A 24,699-nucleotide genomic window follows, 5' to 3' on the forward strand; every position below is an offset into this window, starting at 1 on the left:
GCGCCGCCGCCCGGCGACCGAGGGCCCACCGCGCCCGAGCGCGGTGCGCCGCCGCCCGGCGACCGGCGGCCCGCCGCGCCCGAGCGCGGGCGCAAGGCCAGGGGCGGGGCCGGCCTGTCGCACGCCGGCTTCGCGGCGCTGGCCACGGTGTCGATCGCCGCGGTGACGGTGGTCGCCGCGTCCGGCGGCGGTGACACGCGCATCGGCGGTGGCTCCCCGTTGCCCGACCTCCCGGTGGCCGTTCAGTCGCACGTGCCGAAGGCCACGGCCGACTCGACGCTACGGCCGCCGGCCACCCTCACCGGGGGCGTCCCGGCCAGCGCCGGCACCTGGTCGCCCGCCACGCCCGCCACGCCCACCGTGCAAGTCACCGGGACTCGCACCCGGGGCCCGTCCACGGTCCCCGACCCCACGCCCGAGCGGCAGACCGGCTCCCGGCCGCCGGTGACCAGGGACCCCGGCGGCCAGGACGACGGCGACCCGTGCGCCGGCCCGGCGGCCAGACGCCGCGCCGACGCGGCCAGGCGCGGCTGCCCGCGACCCACCACGTCGATCACCACGATCCCGCAGGAGGGGCCAGGCGAGTCACCGGACCCCTCCGCCACCCCTTCAGTGCCGCAGTCACCCTCGCCCACCCCCACCGGCTCTTCATGAGAACCGGCCGGCGTGCTGACGGTCCCGTCCCGGCACGTCCGATCTTCGCCCGGCTCGGGCGGGGAGGACGTCAAGGGATCCTGGTCAGGTCGATGACGCGGAGCTGGTCGCCGACCGTGTAGACGAGCAGTGGTCGCCGGTTGTCCGGGTAGCTCATCCGCAGGCCGTCGTCCTCCGGCCGGACGCCGAGGTCGGCGGACTTCCCGGTCGTCATGTCGTACAACACGGCGCCCAGGACCTGCCGGCCCACGCCCAAGCCCTGCCGGCGCGGACCCTCGCCGAGCACCGACGCGGTGTGGAAGCGGCCGGGCAGGGCGAGCGGGTGCATCCCGCCGGGCAGTTTCTGTTCCCCGGAGCCGTCACGCAGCCGGTGGAAGGACGGGCCGGTGGGCTTGGCGCCCACGCAGAAGGTCAGGCCGCAGACGATGTGCTTCTCGTCCACCTGGGTGACGGCCGTGTCGGTCTCGCCGGTCTCGACGTTGCGGATCGAGCCGAACCTGGGCTCGTCCGTGGGGCCGTACCCTCCTGACGGGCCGATCCACGGCCAGGCCAGCAGGTGCATGCCCGTGCCCCCCTCGACGGGCTCCGCCGGGCCTCCGCCGAGTGGCGCGGTGAAGACCCCGCCGGCCCGCACCGAGAAGACGATCCGGTCGCCGGCCACTTCCAGAGCGTCGAAGCCGCCGTCGTCGACCGGATGGGTGACCACGATCTCGGCCTGGCCGCCCGCGAGGGGCGCCGACCAGATCTGCCCCTTGCCGCCCTCCAGCGCGGTCCACCAGAGCACCCTGCCGCCGCCGACCTCGAAGCCGGAGGCGTACAGCACGGTGCCCCGGGGCGTCGGCACGTCGGCGATCTTGCGCAGTTTCCGCGTGTCCAGGTCGTAGGCGTAGACGGCATTCGTCCTCTCGAAGCGGGACCACGTCGTGACGAGGAGCGTGTGGTCGTCGATGCGTCTGATCTCGCGGATGGTCCGCCCGCCTGGAAGCTTGACCGGCAGTGTCCGCACCGCCTGCGGCCAGACCTGCTCGATCGGAGGGGGCGGCGTCGTCGAGACGGCCGATGGCGTCTCGGTCGGGACGGTGGCCGGCAGGGTCTGGAGCGTTTCGCCGCGCAGCGCGATGGCCGCGCCGCCCGCCAGCAGCACGACCGCCCCGGCGGCCAGCAGTGCCTGGCCGCGGTGCCGCCGCCTGCGGTAGCCGGCCTCCACGGCCTCGGCCAGCCGGTCCGGCGCCGGCGGCGCCTGCCCCGCGGCGTGACCGAGGGTCCTGCGCAGGGTCTCTTCCAGGTCGTTCATCGCGCGTCCCCCCGTACGGGCTGTGGGTTGATGGCCTCCGGTGCGGCGGCGCGGAGCTTGTCGAGCGCCCGCGAGGCCTGGCTGCGCACGGTGCCCCGGGAGATGCCCAGCACCTGTGCGATCTCCGCGTCGGTCAGCTGCTCGTAGTAGCGCAGCACCAGGACCGTCCGCTGCTTGCGGGGCAGCGTCGCCAGCGCCTGCCAGAGCGCCTGCTCGTCGCCACGGGGCAGCACGTCGTGGTGCTCGCCCTCGGGCAGGTCCCAGGCGAGCAGCTCGCGCCGCCGCAGCCGCCAGGCACGGATGTGCAGCCGGGCCATGGTGGTGCGCGCGTAACTCTCCGGGTTGTCCTTGGCCCGCACCCGTGGCCAGGCCCCGCGCAGCTTGATCAGGGTCTCCTGCACCAGGTCGGCCGCGTCGTGCGGGTTCCCGGCCAGTACGTGGCCGTAGCGCAGCAGCGCGTCGCCGCGTTCGGCCACGAACTCCGCGAAACGGGAGTCTGGTTCCACCAGCCTTCGCCCTTTCCTCGTCTCCGTCATCTCTCAGAGCGGATCGGGTGGGAAACCGTTGCACGAAGGCGTTTCGACAGGGCGTCCCGACAGGGCGTCCCGACAGGGCATCCGGACATGGAAGGGCCGCGCCAGGCCGGGGGGAGCCTGGCGCGGCCCTTCGTCGCCGGGGGAACCTACCCATGCCCTGGTGGTGGCCGGCGAGCCAGGAGTGTCAGTGAGCGGCGGTGAACTGCTCCTCTTCGGTCGAGCCCTTGTACGCGGTCGTCGAGGAGTCGGGCGCGACGGCCGTGCTGATCAGGTCGAAGTAGCCGGTGCCGACCTCGCGCTGGTGGCGGGTGGCGGTGTAGCCACGCGACTCGGCCGCGAACTCCGCCTCCTGCAGCTCGACGTAGGCGGTCATGCCGTCGGCGGCGTAGCCCTGGGCCAGGTCGAACATGGAGTAGTTGAGCGAGTGGAAGCCGGCCAGCGTGATGAACTGGAACTTGTACCCCATGTGCCCCAGCTCCCGCTGGAACTTGGCGATCGTGGAGTCGTCGAGGTGCTTCTTCCAGTTGAAGGACGGCGAGCAGTTGTAGGCGAGCATCTGGTCGGGATACTCGGCCTTGATCGCCTCGGCGAACTCACGGGCCACGTCGAGGTCGGGGGTGCCGGTCTCCATCCAGAGCAGCTCGGAGTGCGGGGCGTAGGCGAGGCCGCGCGCGATGCACGCCTCGACGCCGTTGCGCACCCGGTAGAAGCCCTCGGCGGTGCGGTCGCCGGTGGTGAAGCGCTGGTCGCGGGGGTCCACGTCGCTGGTCAGGAGCGTCGCGGCCTGGGCGTCGGTCCGCGCGATGATCAGTGACGGGACGCCGGCCACGTCGGCGGCGAGCCGGGCGGCGTTGAGCGTCTTGATGTGCTGGCCGGTCGGGATCAGCACCTTGCCGCCCAGGTGGCCGCACTTCTTCTCGGAGGCCAGCTGGTCCTCCCAGTGCACGCCCGCCGCGCCGGCGGCGATCATGCCCTTCATCAGCTCGAAGGCGTTCAGCACGCCACCGAAGCCGGCTTCGGCGTCGGCCACGATCGGCGCCAGCCACTCGCGTGACTCACCCTCGGACCAGCTGATCTGATCGGCGCGGAGCAACGCGTTGTTGATGCGGCGGACCACGGCGGGGACCGAGTTGGCCGGGTACAGGCTCTGGTCGGGATAGGTCTGGCCGCCCAGGTTGGCATCGGCGGCGACCTGCCAGCCGGACAGGTAGATGGCCTGGAGCCCGGCCTTCACCTGCTGCACCGCCTGGTTGCCGGTCAGCGCGCCGAGGGCGTGGACGTAGTCCTCGGTCTGCAGGAGCTTCCACAGGCGCTCGGCGCCGCGCCGGGCCAGCGTGTGCTCCTCCTGGATGCTGCCCCGCAACCGGACCACGTCTTCGGCGCTGTAGGTGCGCTCGATGCCCTCCCAGCGAGGGTCGTTGTCCCATTCGTTCCGCAGCTGCTCAGCAGCTCCCTTGAGGCGATCGTCCATGTTTCCACTCCTTTGTCGTCCCCTGGGGCTTGTGTCGAGTCTCTGCCCGGCAAGGGGGCGATCAACAGTGGTGTACGTGCAGAAGAATCGCCAAATTTTCTACACAGTCAAGACTCGCCAGTATTCAATGGAGAAGAAAACGAGAGTTTTCCCGATGGACTAGACCATTCATGTGACACGGCCCGCGCGGGCGGGCGGCGGCTGTCACATCCGCGCCAGGCACCCGGAGGCGGGTCGGGGCCTGGAAGATAGGCGGAATTTCCGACTAAGATGCCCACATGGCGTCCTTGCTGGGAGAAGAACCGCTGTCTTTGACGCAGGAGCTCGATCTCATCGCGTTTGGGCAGCGCCTCCGCCACCTGCGCAAACAACGCGGCCTGACCCTCTCCGACCTGGGCAGCCGCGTCAGCAGGGCGCCCAGCCAGCTGTCGCTCCTGGAGAACGGCAAGCGCGAGCCGAAGCTGTCGCTGCTCAAGTCGCTGGCAGGCGCGCTGGGAGTGCCCGTCGAGGAGCTGCTGCGCCGCCAGCCGCCCAACCGCCGCGCCCAGCTCGAGATCGCGCTGGAGGAGGCGCAGCGCGACCCCATCTACGCGGCGCTCGGCCTGCCCCGGCTCAAAGTCTCCGCCCGGGTCCCCAACGACGTGCTCGAACACCTCCTCGGCCTGTACGGCGAGCTCCGCGCCCGGCAGGCGAGAGGCACCGCCACCCCCGAAGAGGCCAGGGCCGCCAACGCCGAGCTACGGCGTACGCAACGCGAGCTGGGCAACTACTTCCCCGAGATCGAGAAGGCCGCCGCCGAGGCGCTCGACTCGGTCGGCTACCGCACCGGCGCCCTGTCGCAGAGCACGATCCAGAGCCTCGTCACCCACTTCGGCTACACCGTGCACACCGCGCAGGACCTGCCCCGATCGGTGCGCTCCATCACCGACCTGCGCAACCGCCGCATCTACGTCAAGCACGAACAACTCGGCATGCACACCCCCCGCACGATCCTGCTGCAGACCCTGGGCCACCTCGCCCTCGGCCACGACAAGCCGCGCGACTTCGCCGACTTCCTGCGCCAGCGGACCGAGGCCAACTACTTCGCCGCCGCCGTGCTCGTCCCCGAGAAGGCCGCCGCCCTGTATCTGAAGGAGGCCAAGGCCGACCGCGCGCTGTCGGTGGAGGACCTGCGCGACGTGTTCGCCGTGTCCTACGAGATGGCCGCCCACCGTTTCACCAACCTGGCGACCCACCACCTCGACCTGGTCTGCCACTTCGTCCGCAACGACGCGGGCGGCATCATCTACAAGGCGTACGAGAACGACGGCATCGTCTTCCCCGCCGACGAGCAGGGCGCGATCGAGGGCCAGCGGATGTGCCTGCAGTGGTCGGGGCGGCAGGTGTTCGCCTCGCCCGACCGCTTCTCCGTCTTCTACCAGTACTCCGACTCGCCCACCGGCACGTACTTCTGCGTCGCCCACGTCGATCCCTCCCGCGAGCGGGACTTCGCGATCACGCTGGGCGTGCCGTTCAAGGAGTCGCGCTGGTTCCGGGGGCGCGAGACCACCCACCGCACCAAGTCCAACTGCCCCAACGGCGACTGCTGCCGCCGCCCGCCCACCGAGCTGGCCGAACGCTGGGAGGGCTACGCCTGGCCGTCGGCCCGGGGCAACTCCCACGTGCTGGCCGCCCTGCCGCCCGGTTCGTTCCCCGGCGTGGACGAGGCCGACGTCTACACCTTCCTCGAACGGCACGCGGCGACGGCCTGACCCTCCTGCCGGCGGTGCCCCCGCGCGCCGTGTTGCCCGCCGGGAGCCTTTCCTCCACCGCATCGCCCGTGAGCCGTGGCGGTCTCCCGCGTGCGGGAAGCCCGTCGCGGCACTCGGCGACGAGCCGATCGAGGCCACGCCCTAAGCTTGGGGCGTGTCATCGACGGGGGAGGGGCGTGTGCTGCCCGAGGTGCGTGCCTGGCTGCGTCACCGCACCTACTCCGCCGCCGACTGGCCGCTCGGCGCGCTCGCCGAGGCCAAGGGCGACGTCTCGATCAGCGTCGTCCTGCCGGCCCGGGACGAGCGCGAGACCGTGGGAGAGATCGTCGGGGTGATTCGGCGGGAGTTGTCCGCCGTCGTCGACGAGATCGTGGTCATCGACTCGCGCTCCACCGACGACACAGCCGCGGTGGCCGCCCGGGCGGGAGCGCGGGTGCACGCGCAGGACGAGATCCTGCCGCACCTCAAGCCGCTCGACGGCAAGGGCGAGGCGCTCTGGAAGTCGCTGGCGGTCACCTCGGGCGACATCCTGGCGTTCGTCGACGCCGACATCCGTGACTTTCGCGCCTCCCTGGTGACCGGGCTACTCGGGCCGCTGCTGGCCGACCCGGGCATTTCGTACGTCAAGGGGTGTTATGACCGCCCGCTGGGCGGTCTCGCCAACGGCGGCGGGCGAGTCACGGAGCTGGTCGCCCGGCCGTTGATCAACCTGCACTGGCCCGAGCTGGCCGGGTTCGTCCAGCCGCTGGCGGGCGAGTACGCCGGCCGCCGCTCCGCGCTCGAACGCGTGCCGTTCGTCACCGGCTACGGGGTGGAGCTCGGGCTGCTGATCGACCTGGTGGAGCTGGTCGGGCTCGACGGGCTGGCCCAGGTCGACCTGGGCTCGCGGGCGCACGCGCCGCAGTCCACCGAGGCTCTCGGCGGGATGGCCGCGCAGATCATGCTCGCCGCCTGGTCACGGCTGGAGCGTCAGGGCAAGATCAAGGCGTCGCACGATCCCGCCGCACTGCTCACGCAGTTCCGCCGTACGGCCGGCGGCCATGAGCCGGTGACCAGGGACGTCTCCATCTCCGAACGCCCGCCGATGGTCACCGTGCGGCCCTGACGGACCCCCGGCTTCCGATGCGGGCTACTGATCGGTAAGTTGTTGCCACCACGTCGGCTGCGCCGGCAGGGGTGGCCTGGCGGCGCGCCCGGCGGTTCGTGCAGGAGTCACTCGCGCACGGGCGTTCGCGCACGGGCCAAAGTGAACATACGCGGATATATCAGGGAGCGCGGGCATGAGCGGCTTTTGTCCGGAACTGAGCGGTGACGTGGCCGAGGTGCGCGACTGGGTGCACGCGTTCGCCCGCGACGTGGTCCGCCCGGCCGGGGCCGAATGGGACGAGCGCGAGGAGACGCCCTGGCCCGTCATCCAGGAGGCCGCCAAGATCGGCCTCTACTCGCTCGACTTCTTCGCCACCCAGTGGTTCGAGGAGAGCGGCCTCGCGCTGCCCGTGGCGTTCGAGGAGATCTTCTGGGGCGACGCCGGCATCGGCCTGTCCATCGTCGGCACCGGCCTGGCCGCCGCCGCGCTCTCCGCCAACGGCACGCCGGAGCAGATGGGCGAATGGCTGCCGCAGATGTTCGGCACGGAGAACGACATCAAACTGGGCGCCTTCTGCGCCTCCGAGCCCGACGCCGGCTCCGACATCGGCTCCATCCGCACCCGCGCCGTCCCCGACGGAGGCGACTGGATCATCAACGGCGTCAAGACCTGGGCCACCAACGGCGGCATCGCCAACGTCCACGTCATCGTCGCCTCCGTCGACCCCGCCCTCGGCACCCGGGGTCAGGCGACCTTCGTCATCCCGCCCGGCACGCCCGGTCTGTCGATGGGGCAGAAGTTCCGCAAACACGGCATCCGCGCCTCCCACACCGCCGAGGTCGTCCTGGACAACGTCCGGGTGCCCGGCTCCTGCCTGCTCGGCGGCAGGGACAAACTCGACGCCCGCCTCGCCAGGGTCCGCAACGGCGAGCGGGCGGGCGAGCAGGGCGCGATGCGCACCTTCGAGACCACCCGCCCCGTGGTGGCCGCGATGGCCGTTGGCATCGCCCGCGCCGCCTACGAGTACGCCCGTGACTACGCCCGTGAGCGGGAGCAGTTCGGCCGCAAGATCGGCGAGAACCAGGCCATCGCCTTCCTTCTGGCCGAGATGGCCACCCGCGTGGACGTGGCCCGCCTGCTGACCTGGCGCGCCGCCTGGATGGCCCGCAACGGCCGGCAGTTCGAACAGGCCGAGGGGTCGATGTCCAAGCTGGTGGCGGGGGAGACGGCGGTCTGGGTGACCGAACAGGCCATCCAGATCCTGGGCGGCGCCGGCTACACGCGGGACCACCCGGTGGAACGCTTCCACCGCGACGCCAAGATCTACACCATCTTCGAGGGGACGTCCGAGATCCAGCGGCTGATCATCGGCCGCGCGGTCACCGGCCTGCCCGTCCGCTGAACGGACCCGCCTTCGGATATCGGTCGGTCATCGGCACAGACCCTGATGTCGGTGACCTGACTGACGTGCCGGGCGCCGCAGCGATCACCCTCGAACCGCGGCCCGGCCGAGCCGATCACGTCGATGAGCAGCGGTCCGCTGAGGTAATGCCGCCGCACCCCGGAAGTGCGGCATTCGAAACTCACCGGCATCTGCCGCTGCGGCATCGACCCCAGGGCGGCCATGCTCAGCCAGGCCGGCTCGCGCGGCAGTTGCGAAGGTAACTTCCCCGAATGTGCCGCACATGATGCTTCCGGGCTTCGATGCATTCTGAGGCGCCGAGCTCAAAGAAGGCTCATTCCTGAAGCTCGAACGTGACAGGACACGAGCCATCTGTCTGCTCTCGTGAGAAACGAGGCAGTCTCATGGATTACGAGGCATTCTCGTAGTTGTGATGGATCCTAGTGATGTCGCGCGCTTCGAGGAGCTCCTCCAGGTCGCGTGCGAAAAAGGCGAGCTGGACCTGTCCGCGTTGCGAGAGGCGCAGCAACTACTGAGTGAGATGGCTTCGGCCGCTGTCGTCCTGGCCGATCACGTGGAGAGCGAGATCTCGCCCCTGCCCAGGCGACACGCGCTGCGAGACGACACCGGCGACGAAGCCGCGGCTCGGCTCGCCGAGATCCACGAGCGATCAAGGAGGGTCGCAGGGCTTTTCGCTGAGGCCGCCTTGCATGCTCATCGCTCTGGCGCTGCGCTCGGTCATATCGGAGCGCAGGAAGGCAACCTGACCCCTGTTCGTGGATACGGCAGTTCTATGCGGCCTCATTCAACGTGATGCACCGCAGGTCAGCTCTACCACCACATCACCCAAGGCCGGACCGAGGAATGGCGGACATGCGGGCAAGGCGTGTTATGAGCGCAGTGGCGCGGACCACGGCAGGAGTCAGCCTCCTCATGTTCTGGATCAACATGATCGTGGCTGCTCTGCTCGCCCTGATCGGGCTGGTGCTTGTGGTCATCGAAACCAGAAGGAACACCTGCCGCACCACCGTTCACCTTCGTTGGGTGACAGGGATCTGTCTGCTAACCCTCGCAGCCGTGGCGATTCGCTGGCACCTGTCCACCCCAGTGGAGTACGTCGTCGATCCGACCCCACGGCCAGGCGATCCCATCCCCGGTTCTTCGGACTAAGTCGTGTTCACAAGGCCGCGGAGCCAGGCGGTGGTGCCGGCCTTATGAGACGGGCGTGGTCACGGCGCGGGTCAACGGGACGCTCAGGCAGGAGGCCGAGACCGGTGACCTCGCGTCCGAGCTCGGCTGATGGGAACACCGAACACGAAACTCCACCCCCGGGTGTACACCGCAGGTTGGCAGCCGGGCGGCGACTACCGCGGTTGTTGTAGTCAAGATTCAATCCAGCGCCGAATGGCCGCCCGATCACCCCGCGTCTAGTTTCTGATCATCAGGACGGGGTGTGGGGAGCGGATGGCGATGCTGGTGATGCTCGGCGGCAAAGGCGGACCAAGGCGCGTTCTGGCCCAGGGCGTAGCGGTTCTCGCCGTGCTGGCAGGCCTGAGCGTGGGCGGGTCTGAGGCGGGTGCGTCCGCGGTCACCGAACCGCCCGCGGATCCGCCCGCCGGCACAGCGGTGACCGACGACGACGCGGTCACGCTGGCGCGGAAGTCGGGACGGCCGGTGGAGGTGCTCTCACAGCGGGGCGAGCACCGCACGGTCACGGTCCTGCCCAACGGACGGTTCGAGGTGACCGAGCACCTGCGGCCGGTGCGCACGCGCCGCGACGGGCAGTGGGTCGGCATCGACACCACGCTGCGGCGGGACGGTTCCGGTGTCGCCCCGGCCGCGACCGCTGTCGGGCTGCGGCTGTCCGGCGGCGGGCAGCAGCCGCTGGTGCGGATGTCCAGGGCGGGGCGCGAGCTGTCGCTGTCGTGGCCCGGCCCGCTGCCCGAGCCGGTTTTGGACGGGGACAGCGCCGTCTACCGGGCTGTTCTGGGGAGCGACGTCGATCTGCGCGTACGGGCGCTGCCGGACGGCTTCTCGCACACCCTCGTGGTCAAGACGGCGGCGGCGGCCAGGGACCCTCGGCTGGGCCGGCTCCCCTTCACCCTGGACACCTCCCTGCTGTCGGTGGACCGGGACGCCGCCGGAATGCTGCGAGCCGAGGACGGCACCACCGGCGAGGCCGTGTTCGAGGCGCCCTCCCCGGTCATGTGGGACTCCTCGCCGCCCGCCGCGGGTACGGCGGCGCGCGGCCCGGCCGCTCGTGGCCAGGACCTGAGCAAGGGGCCGGGAGAGGGCTCCCGAACCGCCGACGTGCGGGTCGGCCTGGGTGAGAGGCGACTGGAGCTGACCCCGGACCAAGGGCTGCTGACCTCACCCGACACCGTGTTTCCCGTCTACATCGACCCGGTGTGGCAGACCAGCGCCGCCTACTACTGGGGAATGGTGTCCTCGGGCTACCCCGACGAGAACTATCCCAAGTTCAACGGCAACGCCACCGAGGGCATGGGCCGCTGCGAGGTCGCCAAGGACGGCCGGTGCGTGAAGAACCAGACCAAGCGGCTCTTCTACCGGATGAAGCTGCCCTCGATCAAAGGCAGGTACATCGAGTCGGCGGAGTTCGTGGCCTACGAGACCGCGGCCTACGACTGCGACAACGCCACCTCGGTGCAACTGTGGCGGGCCGGCTCACTCACCTCCGCCGCGACCTGGAACAACACCAAGAACGCCTGGCTTGAGCACCTGACCTCGCGCGACGTGGCCTACTGCTCGCGGGCGCCGGTCGAGTTCGGCGGGTCCAAGCTCCGCGCCCACGTGCAGAGCGCGGTGGACAAGGGGTATTCGACCATCACCTTCGGCCTGAAGGCCTACAGCGAGAGCTCGATGGACTGGTGGAAGCGGTTCGCCGACGACGCCTACCTGCGCATTCAGTACAACCGGCCGCCGCACCAGCCCAACACCGGCTCGATGTTCGCCAGCCCCGGCACCAAGTGCGTGAACAGCGGAGAGGCCCAGTGGGTCAACGACCTGTCCACGCTGTACGCCTACCTGTGGGACCCGGACACCGAGGACGCCAAGAAGGTGCGAGGCCAGTTCACCCTGCACTGGGCCGCCAACGCCGACGGCTCGGACTGGGGCGCCAAATGGACCTCAGCGCTGACACCCGCGCTGACCTCGGGCAGCAGGCACCAGATCAAGCTGCCCAGCTCCATCCCGCAGAAGAAGCTCATCGGCTGGGGCGTACGAGCGTGGGACGGCGTCCAGTGGGGACCGTGGAGCTACGACGGCGCGCAGACCGGCTGCTACTTCTACTACGACCCGTCCGTGCCGGCCGCGCCCTCGGTGTCATCGGCCGAATACCCCGGCGACCAGAGCTGGCACGGCGGCGTCGGGGACGCGGGCACGTTCACCATCAGCGACCCGGCCAGGGCCGCGGCCCGCTACGAGCTGAAGCTGAACGGCGCCCCCCTCACCACCGTCACCACGGCGGGCGGCGCCGCGCGCCAGGTCGCCGTGGCGCCCAGCCGCTCCGGCCCCAACCTGCTGACCGTGCAGGCGTTCACCCAAGCCAACCAGAACAGCGCACCGACCACGTACGAGTTCTGGGCGCGGGCGGGCGCGGACGCCGCGGCCCGGTTCACGCTGGATGAGACCGCGGGCGCGACGAGCGTGACGGGCCGCGGCCCGGGCACGGCGGCGTACATCCGCGGCGGCGCCACGCTGGGCGATGCCGGCCAGGCGGGCACGTCACTCACCGTCGACGGGACCAGCGGCCACGCCGAGACGAACCTGCCGGTGCTGCGCACCGACGACAGCTTCACCGTCTCCGCGTGGGTCAGGCCGGTGAGTCACGGCATGGTCAACGCCCTGGCCCAGGACGGGGTGCACCAGAGCGGTTTTCAGCTCGGCATCCTCCCGTCGGGGCAGCCGGAGTTCAAGAGGCCCGGCGCCGACACCGCCGGCGACGGCGGGGGAGCCTGGTACAGCGCCAGGGGCGACACCCCGATCCCGCTGAACGCCTGGACGCACCTGTGCGGCGTCTACGACCGGCCCTCCGGCCAGCTGCGCCTCTACGTCGACGGGCGACTCGCCGGCACGGTGAGCGGGGTGACCGCCTGGCAGGCGGGGGGCGCCTTCCAGTTCGGCCGCAGCAAGTACAACGGCGCCCAGGCCAACCAGTGGCCTGGTGGCATCGACGAGGTCAAGGTGTTCCAGCGGGCGCTGCCCGACCAGGAGGCCCAGCAGCTCGCGGCGGGCGCGATGCCGTCCGGCGCCGGTCCGGTCGCGTACTGGTCCATGGACGAGGAGGCCGGGGCCGGGCGCGTCTACGGCACCGCCACCACCGTCCAGGCCGCGCTGTCGGGCGGCGCGACTCTCGGGCAGGCCGGTCAGGACGGTACGGCGCTGCGGCTGGACGGCTCCACCGGCCACGCCGCCACGAACGGGCCGGTCGTGGACACCAGCAAGAATTTCGCGGTGTCGGCGTGGGTGCGCCTGGAGACAGGCCGGCTCGACGAGAACTACACGGTCGTCTCCCAGGACGGGCTGCGCAAGAGCGGCTTCTACCTGAAGTACGACGGCGGCATCAGGAAATGGGTGTTCGCCAAGTCCAAGACCGACACCGACGACAGCGGCTGGTACCAGGCGGTCTCCAAAGCCACTCCGTCCGCCGGTTCCTGGACCCACCTGGTCGGCGTGCACGACGCGGTCACCCGCAAGCTGCGCATCTACGTCAACGGCGAGCAGGGCACCGACAGCGGCCCGCTGGAGGCGGTGTGGCACGCGGCCGGCGGGCTGCAGATCGGCCGCGCCAAGTGGCTGGGCGCCTACGTGGACCAGTGGCCCGGCCTGGTCGATGACGTACGGGTCTACGACCGGTCCGTGGGCGCGGTCGAGGCCGAGGAACTCGTCACCCAGCACCCGGTGGTGAAGGGCCGCTGGAAGCTCAACGCCGATGGCGCGGGCGAGCCCGCCGGCGCCCAGAACCTCACCCTCGCGGGCGGCGCCGTCATCGACCCCGCCGCCGGCTTCCGCTACGTGTCCAGCGCGGGGCTGCTGCTCAACGGCACCACGGCCTACGCCGAGACGGCGGCCCCGCCGATGCGTACCGACGACAGCTTCACGGTGGCCGGCTGGGTGCGCAACATGGGCCGCCCGCAGGCGGCCAGGACCGTGTTCTCCCAGGCGGGAGCGAACGCCAACGCCTTCGCGCTGCGGTACGTGCCCGATCCGGCCGATCCCGACGCCGGAGGCTGGCAGATCCAGATGCGCAACGCCGACTCCACCGCCGCCTCCGAACTGCGTCAGGCCGAACATTCGGCCTTCACCGAGTGGGACTGGGACCACGTCGCGCTCGTCCACGACGCACTGCGCGACCGGATGAGCCTGTACGTCAACGGCCAGCTGGAGGAGACCGCGCTCGGCGTCTCCCAGGAGGACCAGGTGTTCGGGTTCACCGCCGCCAACGGCGGGCTGCAGGTCGGCCGCAGCAGGTTCGGCGGCGAATTCTGGCCCGACGCCATCGACGACGTGTGGGCCTACCAGGGCGCGCTCACCCAGGAGCAGGTCCAGATGCTGGCCACCGGCGGCGAACTGGACACCGCCTCCGGTCCCTGACGCACATCGGCCGCCCGCGCCTCCGCCAGGGGGCCGGGCCGTAAACCCCTGTCGGCTGCCCTGCCCCGTGGAGATCGTGATGAAGGTGAGCCTGAAGCGCGCGGCCCTGCGCTGGACCGTGCTCGGCACGGCGCTGGTGTGCCTGACCGGGGTCCTGCCCGGCGTCCCGGCACTGGCCGAGCCCGAACCGGTCAACACCGAACGGCCCAGACCGGCCCGCACCGAACGCCTCGTCAAGGGCAGGACCCTGACGGGTCTGCCGCGCCCGGCCGACCCGGCGGCCCGCCCGGGGCCGCCGCCCATGGCGGCCTGGCCGGTGGCGGGCACCGCGGAGGTGAGCGTGCCGGGCGCGGGAGGACCGGTGCGCGCGGGCCGCCTGCCGGTGTGGCTCCTCCCACCAGGCGAAACCTCGGCGCAGGCACAGCGGACGACGCCCCGTCCCGCGAGCAGGGTACGCGTGTCGGTGCTCGACAAGGCCGCCGCGGCCAGGGCGGGCCTGGACGGCCTCGTGCTCACACTGGGCTCCGGGGAGGCCGCCGGGCCCGGGCCGGTCGGGGTGCGCGTCGACTACTCCTCCTTCGCCCAGGCCTACGGCGGCGCCTACGGCACCAGGCTGCGCCTCCTGCGCCTGCCGGAGTGCGTGCTGACGACCCCGAACGATCCGGAGTGCCGTACGGCCGTGCCGCTGCCGACCACCAACGACGGGGCCGCGCGAACCCTGACCGCCGAGGTCGAAGCCGCCTCAGGGACCGTGCTGATGGCCGCCGCCGGGGAGTCGGGAGGACAAGGCGACTACAAGGCGAGCTCCCTGTCGGCGTCGGCCACCTGGGAGGCCGGCGGCAACGGCGGGGAATTCACCTGGACCTACCCGATGCGGGTGCCGCCCGTGCCGGGTGACCTGAAGCCAGAGGTGGCGCTGACCTACTCCTCGGGCAGCGTCGACGGGCGCACCGGCAACACCAACGGCCAGCCGTCCTGGGCAGGCCAGGGCTTCGAGCTGTCACCGGGGTTCATCGAGCGCCGCTTCACGTCATGCGAGGACGACGGCGCCCCGAAGGACTCCTGGGGCAACCACCCCGGCGACCAGTGCTGGGGGTACGACAACGCCACCGTCTCCTGGAACGGCAAGGCAGGCGAACTCGTCAAGGCCGCGGACGGGAAGTGGCGGCTGAAGAACGACGACGGCACCACCTTCGAGAAGCTGACCGGCGCCGCCAACGACGACGACAACGGCGAGTACTGGCGGGTCACCGGCACCGACGGCGTGCAGTACTTCTTCGGCCGCGACCGGCTGCCCGGCTGGACCGACGGCGACCCGGAGACCGCCTCGACCTGGGCGGTGCCGGTGTTCGGCGACGACGCGGGCGAGCCCTGCCACGACTCCTCCGGTTTCGCCGGCTCCTGGTGCCAGCAGGCCTACCGGTGGAACCTGGACCACGTCGTGGACCGGGACGGCAACGCGGTCACGTACACCTACGCCAAGGAACGCAACCACTACGGCCGCAACCTCAAGGCCGGCGACGAGACTCCGTACACCCGCGGCGGGTACCTCAAGTCCATCGCCTACGGGCTGCGCGCCGACGCTCTGTTCGCCACCGCGCCGGCCAGGGTGGTCTTCGGCACCGCCGAACGCTGTCTGCCGGACGCGTCCTTCGACTGCGCCCCCTCCAAGATCGACGACAACCCGCAGCGCTGGTGGGACGTGCCCTGGGACCTCAACTGCGACGCCGGCCAGGAGTGCAAGGACAGCCACGGGGCGGTGGCGCCCACCTTCTGGTCGCGCAAGCGGCTGACGAAGGTCACCACCCAGGTGATCAAGGCCGATGGGTCGGGCCACCGAGATGTGGAGTCCTGGTCGATGGACCACGCCTGGGGGCTGGCGGACGTGGAGCGGGACCTGCTGCTGGCCTCCATCCAGCACACCGGGCACGCCGTCCCGGACGGCGAGAAGCCGGTGACGCTGCCGAAGGTGACGTTCAGACACGTGCAGCTGCCCAACCGGCTCGACAAGTCCGGCGACGACATCCTCGCCTACATCCGCTACCGGCTCGGCGCGATCTACGACGAGTCCGGCGGGCAGATCGACGTGCGGTACAGCGAGCCGGACTGCGCGCTCGACGCGTTACCGACCCCGCAGACCAACACCAAGCGGTGCTTCCCGGTGATCTGGCAGCCGCCGGGGCGGGAAGACCCGATCACCGACTGGTTCCACAAGTACGTCGTCACGAGCGTCACCCAGGTGGACCGCACCGGACTGGCCCCCGACATGGTCACCACGTACGAGTACCCGGGCGGTGCGGCCTGGCACTTCGACGACGACGACGGGCTCACCAAGGAGAAGCACAAGACCTGGTCCCAATGGCGCGGCTACGGCCAGGTCCGCACGCTGACCGGCGATCACGCCGCCCCCGCCACCCAGACCGACGTCTTCTACCTGCGCGGCATGGACGGCGACCGGCTCGACAAGTCAGGCGGCGAGAAGTCCGTGACGGTGCCCGACGGCGAGGGCGGCACGCACACCGACCACGACGCCCTGGCCGGATTCGAGCTGCGCACCATCCAGTACACCGGTCCCGGCGGCCAGGTCCACTCCAAGACCGTCAAGACCCCGTGGCGGGTACAGACCGCCTCCCGCACCCGCTCCTGGGGCACGGTCACGGCCAACGTCGTCAACACCGACGTCACCCGCACCTGGACGGCCAAGGACGGCGGCGGCTGGATCGAGACCAGGACCGACGCCGACTACGCCCAGTCGGGCCCCGGTGTCGGCCGCGGCACCACCGTCAACGACCTGGGCGACGTCACCACCGCCGCCGACGACAAGTGCACCCGCACCAGCTACGGTGACAACACCGCCGCGCACATGGTGACGTTCCCCATCCGCGTGGAGACGGTCGCGGTCGCCTGCGCCGCCACCCCCGACCGGTCCCGCCAGGTCATCTCCGACGTGCGCACCTACTACGACAACGGCGCCTACGGCGCCGCCCCGAGCAGGGGCAACGTGACCAGGACCGACGCGCTGGCCGCCCACGACGGCGCCACCGCCACCTACGTCACCGACAAGCGGACCGCCTACGACCCCTACGGCCGCCCCACCGTCGTCACCGACGCCCTCGGACAGTCCACCACCACGGTCTACACCGACACCCGCGGGCTGACGACCAAGGTCGCCAAGACGCCGCCGACGGTACCCGGCCTGGAGTCCACCCCCCTGACCACCACCGAGGAACTCGACCCGGCGTGGGGCGAGCCGACCGCCAAGATCGACGAGGCCAACCGGCTCCGCACCGACCTGGCCTACGACGGGCTCGGGCGGCTCAGCAAGGTCTGGCAGCCCAACCGCTCCAAGGCCACGGGACAACAGCCCAACTTCGCCTTCACCTACCGGGTGGAGGACCAGAAGATCGTCGCGATCACCACGACCGAGCTGACCGCGACCGGTGGCCAGCGAGTCTCGGAGATCGAGCTGCTGGACGGCTGGCTGCGCTCGCGGCAGACCCAGGTGCCAGGCCCGGAGGGCCGGCTGATCACCGACACCTACTACGACGACCGCGGACAGGTGATCAAGAGCTACGCCCCCTACTCGGCCGCCGGGTCACCGCAGCCCGAGCTGTTCGGGGTGCTGACCCCCGGCAACGTCGAGGCGCAGACCCGCACCCAGTACGACGGGCTGGGCCGTAAGACCGCCGAGATCCTGATGGTGGGCAACGGCTCGCAGCCCGCGCAGGAGAAGTGGCGCACCACCACCGGCTACGGCGGCGGCAACCGCGTCTCCGTCACCCCGCCCGCGGGCGGCATCCCCACCACCGAGATCACCGACGCCCGCGGCCAGGTGATCGAACGCCGCCAGCACCACGGCTCCACGCCCACGGGCGACTACGACGCCACCCGCTACACCTACACACCCGCCGGAGAGCAGGCGACCGTGACCGGACCGGCCGGCGCCGTCTGGACCACCACCTACGACCAGCGTGGCCGGAAGATCAAGACGGTTGACCCGGACAAGGGCACGACCACCTTCACCTATGACGACCTGGACCGGGAGACCTCCGTCACCGATGCCCGCGGCAAGAAGGTCTTCACCGGCTACGACGCGCTGGGCCGCAGGACCGGCACCCGCGAAGACTCGGCGAACGGCCCCCGGCTGACCTCCTACACCTACGACACCGCGCCCGTCGGCAAGGGCAAACTCGCCACCTCCACCCGGCACACCTCCGCCGGCGACTACACCAGCCAGATCCGCCACTACGACCAGCTGGGCCGCGCCGACACCACCGCGGTCATCGTGCCCGCCGCCGAAGGCGCCCTGGCCGGGACCTACGTCTTCACCACCTCCTACGGCCTGGACGAGACCGTCACCGGCCGCAGCCTGCCCGCGGCCGGCGGCCTGCCCGCCGAGGCGCTGGTGACCACCTACGACGACCACCTGCGCCCCACCCGCCTGACCAGCAACCTGGGCACGTACGTGGCCGCCACCGACTACACCCCGACCGGCAAGCCGCTGCTGTACGAGCTGGGCACCACCGGTAAGCGCGTCTGGCAGACCTTCACCTACGAGTGGGGCAGCCAGCGGCTGACCACCGCCCGTACCCTGCGCGAGAACCAGCACGGCGCCGATCGCGACGCCACCTACCGCTACAACGACGCGGGCCTCGTCACCGCCCTGTCCGACGCGTCCAACAGCGGCACCGACAACCAGTGCTTCGCCTACGACCACCTGCAGCGCCTCACCGAGGCATGGGCCGAGGGCGACGCCTCCTGCGAGACCGCCCCCACCGCCGCCGTGCTCGGCGGCCCGGCGCCCTACTGGCAGTCCTTCACCTACGACAAGGCCAGTAACCGCACGTCGGAGACCCGGCACGGAGTCGGCGGCACAGCCGACACCGTCCGCGCCTACGCCTACGCCCCGGCCGGCCAGAGCCACCGGCTCAACCAGATCACCCAGACCGGCGGCGACGGCGCCCGCACCGACGCCTACACCTATGACGCCACCGGCAACACCACCACCCGCACCGTCGGCGGCGCCGTCCAGACCCTCGACTGGGACGCCGCCGGCCAGCTGGTCCAGGCCACCGAGAGCGGCAAGAGCACCGCCTTCGTCCACGACGCCGAAGGCAACCGGCTGCTGCGCAAGGACGCGACCGGCACCACCCTCTACCTGGCCAACACCGAGCTGCGCCTGAACACCGGCGCCACCACGCCCGTCGGCACCCGCTATTACAGCCATGGGGACGAGACCGTCGCCATGCGGACCACGACCGGCGTCACCTTCCTGACGGTCGACCACCAGGACACGGCCCAGATCGCCGTGGACGCCGCCACCCAGCGGACGACCACGCGCCGCTTCACCCCGTTCGGCGGCCGGCGCGGTCCCGACGCGTCCTGGCCCGGCGAGCGGGGCTTCGTCGGTGGCACCAAGGACCCGACCGGGCTCACCCACCTGGGCGCGCGCCTCTACGACCCGGACACCGGCCGGTTCGTCTCCGTCGACCCGGTCTTCAACTTCGACCATCCGCAGAGCTGGAACGGCTACGTCTACGCCAACAACACCCCTGTCACGCAGAGCGACCCCTCGGGGCTCGACGGCCCCCTGCGCGGCAACACCGGCTGCTACTACTCCGGCAAGAACTGCGGCGGCGGCGGAGGCTCCTCGCTGTGCAGGGCGCTCCCGTTGCTGTGCCAGATCCTCAACCCGCCCAGGCCGAAGATCCCCAAGAAGGTCCGCAACAGCCTCGGCTCGATCGGCTGCGGCATCCTCTACTCCTGCTCCTCCGGCGGCGGCGGCAGCCGAGGCGGCTACCGTCCTGCCCCTCGGGCCAGGATGGTGCCTTTGATCCGCCCGGTGCAGCCCTACGAGACCCCGGACGGTTACCTGGGGATTTTCATCAGCAACCTCAATCCGCAGGCATTCACCAACCAGGGCTGGGGGAGCCTCGGCAACACCTTCCTCAGCACGATGCTGGGCGGCGCGCGCACCGTCCCGCTGCTCAACAACGGCGACGAACTGGCGGAGCTGAGGAGAGCCAAGTTCGCCGCCGAGCTGCTGGCCATCAAGAACGGCGGAAACTACCGCTACTGGTCCGACTACTACCGAAGCGCCATGCTCAAGTCGATGACCGGGGCCCAGACCAAGAGTCTGCGTCTCGTACGGCTCGCCAAGGGCGCCAACTACATCGGGGCCGCGCTGGCGGGCTGGGACAACTACAACGCGCAAAGGGCGGAGGACAAGGGCCGTACGGACCTGTCCGGCGGCATGAAGACCACGCGAGCCGTCGTCCGCGGTGCCGTCACGGTCGGCGGCGCGCTGGCCGGTGGGGCCTTGGGCGGCGCGCTGTGCGGCCCGGCGTGCGCCGGGGTCGGCGGCTATCTCGGTGCCGCGGCGGGCAGCGCGGCGGGCGCGTGGGCCGCCCGGGCGCTGCCGAAGGTCAGGAGATGGTTCGACTGACAGCCGTTCCGATCTGTGGATCTGGGGGTCGGCCGGTGGATCTCCGGACCGGACGACCTCCTCCCCGCCGATCGGGCACGAAGGCTGGACACACCCCTAAGATTCGGCTTTATGATCATTCGCTTATCCGTCGGGACGGCCATGGGCCTGGCTCTTCTTTCCGCTCCGGCGCTCGCCGAGCCGGTGAAGGGCGCCCCCGAGCTGACCCACAACGCGCTCTACAAGGCGGCCAAACTGCCCAAGGTCGCCTGCAAGCTGAACAAGGGCACGAGCAGGGCGTCCACCAAGAAATACGTCACCAAACTCGTCGGCTGTCTCAACACGGCGTGGAAGCCGGCCATCAAGGACTTCGTCCCGGTGAAGGTGGTGTTCAAGGACGCCGACGACAAGGAATCCTGCTCCACCGGCCTGGACGTCCGCGGCTCCTTCTCCGAGATCTGCACCACGGAGATCCGCGTCCGGCTGGCCGATGACTGGATCAGGGCCAAGAGCGACCTCACCGTGTTCACGTCCATCGCCAGGACGTGGGGCGGGGTGGTGACCGGGCAGACCGGCATCGGTGAGGCCTGGTGGGGGCTGGAGAACGGCGCGTCCGAGCCCGTCATGAACGAGCAGAACCGCCGCTACTACCTGCAGATCGACTGCTTCCTGGCGGTGTCCGCCAAGGGTGTGGGGCGTCAGGTCAAGGACTGGAAGCCGGTCGTCAAGGTGCCCGACTTCTGGAAGAACAAATTCCACGGCAAGACCGGCAACCGCCTCTACTGGCTGGACAAGGGTTACAAGGCCGGCAGGCCGGGTGCCTGCAACACCTGGTCGGCGAGCTCGTCCAAGGTCGCCTGAGCCGGAACCCACGTGACGGGACAAGCTCTGGTGGAGCTCGTCCGGGCCCGCCGGCCAGGTGCCGGCGGGCCCGCCGTCGACACGGTCAGCCGAGCGGTATGACCGGCTCCGCCGAACGGCTGGCGTAGAAGCAGCCCGTGGTGGGCAGGCTGCTCGCCGCCGGCGGCGTGGTGCCGTCGTACACGGCCAGCAGGAAGTTCTGCGGGCACCGCCGGGTGCTGGCGGTGCGGATGCCGAAGTGCAGATGCGGACCGGTCGAGTTGCCGGTGTTACCGGTCAGCCCGATCTGCTGCCCGACGCCGACCGACGCGCCGTTGGAGACCGACCACGACGAGAAGTGGCAGTACGTGTAGATGGCCCCGTCGGTTCCGGTCAGGTTGATGCCGCGCCCGCACGAGCTGTCGTCGATGACCGTCACCGTGCCGGCGCGCACCGCGTACGCCGGGGTGCCGGTGCCGACCGGGAGGTCGATCGCGGGATAGTCGTGGTGCGGGTCGTCGTACTCGCTGCGCGGCAGCGCGCTCCGCGGGAGGGGCAGCGAGAACGAGACCGCTCCGGTCGAGGAGGTGATCCTGACCGCGTCGGCGACGACGTAGCCGGGCTGGCTGGTCCAGCGGCTGACGCCGACCACGTTGTAGTCGCCGGCGGCCAGGGTGAACGTGCCGAGACTGACCCAGCGGCCACCGTTGGCCCGCTGGTCGACGACCACACTGCGGGTGCCGCCGGTGGTCGCCACCATGAACGGGGTGGCGCTGTTGTAGCCGGCGTCCGCCGGATACCAGACCTCGACCAGGTGGGCCCCGGCCTCGGCGATCGCCGCCTTGAACCAGGCGGCGTCGCTCGTGACCAGGTTCGGTGTCGCGAACCGGTAGTCCGCGTCGTGCCGCTGCGCGGACCAGGCCGACGTGCCCCAGTCGCTGCCGGCGATGAACCGTTCGGCGGTGGCGTTGTCGACCGTGGTGCTCGCGGCCGCCGCGGGGTCCGCGGGGCCGACCAGAACCAGAGAGGCCGCCACGACGGCGGCTAACCAACTAACGATGATCTTCACGAGCTGTTCCCTCCGAGGGGGGGGTGAGGGTAAGCGAAGGTGAAGGTATTTAACCAATATGCGAACGCTTGTGAAAGATATCTACATAAATCAGTTTCTCAGCCGCTGGTCAGCGGCCGGCCCGGGGGTTTCCGAAGAGCAGCAGCTTCGTGTCGTTCATGGCCAGGCCGGCCCGGTGGGCGCCCCCGCTGTGGTCGACGACGGCGAACAGGCGCAGCTCCGCCTCGTCGATCGCCCGCTTGAGCCGCGCCACGGTCTCCTCGACCGGGAAGGCGCTCGCGATGGTCACCGTTCCGGGTGCCTCCGGCGAGCCGTTCGATTTCGCGGTGGAAGACACCGGCTCCGACCTTTCTCTCCATGCCGTTCGGGCGGGAGACGAGCGGCGGCCGGAACCGCGCCGGTCGCCGCTCGTCCCGCGCATGGCGGCTGCCCACCCCGCGTTCGGTATGGACCAGCTTCGCGGCAGGTGAAGATCGGGTCGTGATGACGCCGGGACGGCCGCCCCGAACGGTCAGAAGGCGGGGGTGACGTCGATCGTCTGGCCGGCGGTGCCGGTGTGGTCGGGTCCGGTGGACCACCGCGAGTCGTTGATCAGCGGCTTGAACGCGAACGTCCGGCCGGCGGGGATGCCCTGGATCGGGCACTCCCACAGGGCGGCGGCCTTGTTGACGCAGGCCAGGCCGCTGCTCCAGCTCAGCGGAGCGGTGTCGCCCCTGATCGTGATGCTGTTGCCGTAGCCGGTGTCGTAGTGCACCCGCACGGTCGTCACTCCCGGCGTCACCGTGGGCGTCGGGCCGGCGCCGAGGCGGGCGCCCGCGTGGATGGCCAGGGCGTCCATGCCGGCGACCGGCGCGGTGAACCTGCCGTCGGCGTTCACGCTGACGGTCCGGCCGGAGCAGGTGCCGGCGTTCGCGTCGAAGTCGCCGTCGATCACGTCGCAGTAGACGCCGGCCGGCAGGCTGGAGTCGAACTCCCGCGACAGCGTCCCGTCGGTGCGGTTGATGACGACGTACCCCTTGTCGCCGCGGCCCCAGGCGGTCTGGTTGCCGTTGATCCACTTGTCGCCGACCGGGGCCGAGCCGACCGCGTTGCGGAAGCCGACCATGTTGGCGGTCTCGCGGTAGCGGTGCTCGCAGACCCACTCGCCGCCGCAGGAGGTCACCGGCCTGGTGTCGCCGTTGGACTGGCGGGGCGGGCTGGTGTCGCGGTCGGTGAAGGCGAAGCTGGACATGACGACCGGCGTGCCGTACGGCCAGCCGAGCTGGAAGACGTTGGCCAGCTTGTACAGGGCGCCGTCCTTGTACGTCAGCACGTGGTGCTTGGTGAGCTCGTCGCGCTGGGTGTCGTGGTTGTCGACGAACGGCACGGCCCGGTCGCCGGGGATCAGCCCCCAGCCGCTGCCGTAGTCGTGGCCGACCAGGTCGGAGACGGTGCCGCCGGTGTTCTTGAACTTCTTGGCGAGCTCGGTGCCGGCGCGGAACTCGTTGGTGTCGCCGATGGCGAAGTACTCGGCGGGAGTGATCGGCTCGCCGGCGCCCTCGTACCAGACCTCCTGGTAGTAGTACGGCGCGGCCAGCCCGGCGGCGGCGGTCTTGGCGCTCACCTTGCTCTTGACGGCGGCCAGGTCGGCGGGCCGGACGTGCTTGGCCGCGTCGACGCGGAACCCGTCGACGCCGTTCCTGACCAGCTGGAACAGGTACTCCGCGATCCGGTCCCGGACGTAGTCGGTGTCGGTCCTCAGGTCGGCGAGGTTGAGCAGCTCGCAGTCGCGGATCTCGGCGGCGTCGCTCCAGTTGGCGATGTCACGCCGGCAGGAGCCGAAGTCGCCGTAGCCGTAGCCGTACTGACCGTCGCCGTGCAGGTCGGGACTGCGGTACTTGGTGCTGATCGTGGTGCCGGCGCTGCCGGTGCCGCCGCCGTCCTGGCCGGTCATATGGTTGACGATGACGTCGGCGTAGATCTTGACGCCGGCGTTCTCGCAGGTCTGCGTCATGGCCGTCAGCTTCTCAGCCCTGAAGGGACTGAGCTTGCAGCTCCTGGCCGTCGGTGGCTTCGACGGTCTGGTCCGCGTCAGGCAGCGTGACTCACTGCCCAGCCCGTCTCACCGCGTGCGGCGATGTTGCGGGCTGCGTTGACGTCGGCGTGCTCAGCGAAGCCGCACGACGTACAGGCGAAGGTTTCCTGGTCGGGCCGGTTGTTCTTGGCCACGTGCCCGCAGGCCGAGCAGGCTTGCGAGGTGTAGGCCGGGTCCACCCAGACCAGGGCGACACCGGCGCGGGCCGCCTTGTAGGCGATGAAGTGGCCGAGCTGGTGGAAACTCCATGAATGCAGCGTGACCCGCTGGGGCTTGCGGAGCCGTACCCGGTCGCGGATCCCCTGGAGATCTTCTAGGGCGATACCTCGCCCGGTGCGTGCAGCCTCGGTCACGATGCGCTTGGCGATGGTGTGGTTGATGTCGGCGGCGAAACGTGCTTCCTTGCGGCGGCGTTTCTTCAACAGCCGTCTGGCGCTCTTGGTCTGTTTGGCCTGCAGGCGGCGGCGCAGCTCCCGGTGGCGGT

Annotated in this window: 16 protein-coding genes and 1 pseudogene; 10 read left to right on the forward strand and 7 right to left on the reverse strand. The window is 70.7% G+C overall.

What is annotated here, in order from left to right:
• Positions 1-654: pseudogene (locus tag IEY82_RS40060) on the forward strand (hypothetical protein); the annotation flags it as partial.
• 70 nt (positions 655-724) lie between these two features.
• On the opposite strand, the gene IEY82_RS37870 reads toward IEY82_RS40060, so the two are convergent.
• From IEY82_RS37870 to aceA, 3 genes are all read right to left on the reverse strand, one after another.
• On the reverse strand, positions 725-1,948 hold the full coding sequence (locus tag IEY82_RS37870) for a TolB family protein (RefSeq protein ID WP_189129120.1): 1,224 nt from the start codon (positions 1,946-1,948) through the stop codon (positions 725-727).
• Complete coding sequence (locus IEY82_RS37875) at positions 1,945-2,454, reverse strand: SigE family RNA polymerase sigma factor (RefSeq protein ID WP_225262980.1); 510 nt, start codon at positions 2,452-2,454, stop codon at positions 1,945-1,947. The genes IEY82_RS37870 and IEY82_RS37875 overlap by 4 nt, the downstream gene beginning before the upstream one ends.
• A gap of 214 nt (positions 2,455-2,668) precedes the next feature.
• Positions 2,669-3,955: an isocitrate lyase gene (gene aceA / locus IEY82_RS37880; RefSeq protein WP_189129122.1), complete on the reverse strand. Its 1,287-nt coding sequence runs from the start codon at positions 3,953-3,955 to the stop codon at positions 2,669-2,671.
• Between the two features lie 278 nt (positions 3,956-4,233).
• Here aceA and IEY82_RS37885 point away from each other — a divergent pair, with 278 nt between their 5' ends.
• From IEY82_RS37885 to IEY82_RS37920, 8 genes are all read left to right on the forward strand, one after another.
• On the forward strand, positions 4,234-5,706 hold the full coding sequence (locus tag IEY82_RS37885; protein WP_372459714.1) for a helix-turn-helix domain-containing protein: 1,473 nt from the start codon (positions 4,234-4,236) through the stop codon (positions 5,704-5,706).
• A 178-nt stretch (positions 5,707-5,884) separates the two neighbouring features.
• Positions 5,885-6,811 carry a glucosyl-3-phosphoglycerate synthase gene (locus tag IEY82_RS37890; protein WP_189129133.1) on the forward strand — a complete coding sequence of 309 codons (927 nt, stop codon included), beginning with the start codon at positions 5,885-5,887 and terminating at the stop codon, positions 6,809-6,811.
• Positions 6,812-6,986: 175 nt separating this feature from the next.
• Complete coding sequence (locus IEY82_RS37895) at positions 6,987-8,195, forward strand: acyl-CoA dehydrogenase family protein (protein ID WP_189129123.1); 1,209 nt, start codon at positions 6,987-6,989, stop codon at positions 8,193-8,195.
• Positions 8,196-8,628: 433 nt separating this feature from the next.
• Positions 8,629-9,009 carry a hypothetical protein gene (locus tag IEY82_RS37900; protein WP_189129124.1) on the forward strand — a complete coding sequence of 127 codons (381 nt, stop codon included), beginning with the start codon at positions 8,629-8,631 and terminating at the stop codon, positions 9,007-9,009.
• Between the two features lie 119 nt (positions 9,010-9,128).
• A complete protein-coding gene (locus tag IEY82_RS37905; RefSeq protein WP_189129125.1) occupies positions 9,129-9,365 on the forward strand; it encodes a hypothetical protein in 237 nt (78 codons plus the stop codon).
• A 294-nt stretch (positions 9,366-9,659) separates the two neighbouring features.
• The gene (locus tag IEY82_RS37910; RefSeq protein ID WP_189129126.1) at positions 9,660-13,808 is read left to right on the forward strand and encodes a LamG-like jellyroll fold domain-containing protein; all 4,149 of its coding nucleotides are present in this window, start codon (positions 9,660-9,662) and stop codon (positions 13,806-13,808) included.
• A gap of 79 nt (positions 13,809-13,887) precedes the next feature.
• Positions 13,888-20,253, forward strand: coding sequence for an RHS repeat domain-containing protein (locus IEY82_RS40065; protein WP_189129127.1), 6,366 nt, complete (start codon positions 13,888-13,890; stop codon positions 20,251-20,253).
• A 111-nt stretch (positions 20,254-20,364) separates the two neighbouring features.
• Positions 20,365-21,093 (forward strand): hypothetical protein, encoded by a 729-nt coding sequence (locus IEY82_RS37920; protein ID WP_189129128.1) that lies wholly within the window; start codon positions 20,365-20,367, stop codon positions 21,091-21,093.
• A gap of 85 nt (positions 21,094-21,178) precedes the next feature.
• Here IEY82_RS37920 and IEY82_RS40210 read toward each other — a convergent pair whose 3' ends face one another.
• On the reverse strand, positions 21,179-22,141 hold the full coding sequence (locus IEY82_RS40210) for a golvesin C-terminal-like domain-containing protein (RefSeq protein WP_308015969.1): 963 nt from the start codon (positions 22,139-22,141) through the stop codon (positions 21,179-21,181).
• 109 nt (positions 22,142-22,250) lie between these two features.
• Positions 22,251-22,430, reverse strand: coding sequence for a DUF302 domain-containing protein (locus tag IEY82_RS37930; protein ID WP_189129129.1), 180 nt, complete (start codon positions 22,428-22,430; stop codon positions 22,251-22,253).
• Here IEY82_RS37930 and IEY82_RS37935 point away from each other — a divergent pair.
• Positions 22,423-22,611: a ubiquitin family protein gene (locus IEY82_RS37935; protein WP_189129130.1), complete on the forward strand. Its 189-nt coding sequence runs from the start codon at positions 22,423-22,425 to the stop codon at positions 22,609-22,611. The two genes, IEY82_RS37930 and IEY82_RS37935, sit on opposite strands and share 8 nt — an antisense overlap.
• 41 nt (positions 22,612-22,652) lie before the next feature.
• On the opposite strand, the gene IEY82_RS37940 is transcribed toward IEY82_RS37935, so the two are convergent.
• A complete protein-coding gene (locus IEY82_RS37940) occupies positions 22,653-24,236 on the reverse strand; it encodes an alpha amylase C-terminal domain-containing protein (RefSeq protein ID WP_308015972.1) in 1,584 nt (527 codons plus the stop codon).
• The coding region (locus tag IEY82_RS37945) for an RNA-guided endonuclease InsQ/TnpB family protein (protein ID WP_229697790.1) at positions 24,212-24,699 on the reverse strand (488 nt) is incomplete at its 5' end. The genes IEY82_RS37945 and IEY82_RS37940, both read right to left, overlap by 25 nt.

This window comes from Nonomuraea cavernae, from assembly GCF_014646355.1.
Lineage (GTDB): Bacteria > Actinomycetota > Actinomycetes > Streptosporangiales > Streptosporangiaceae > Nonomuraea > Nonomuraea cavernae.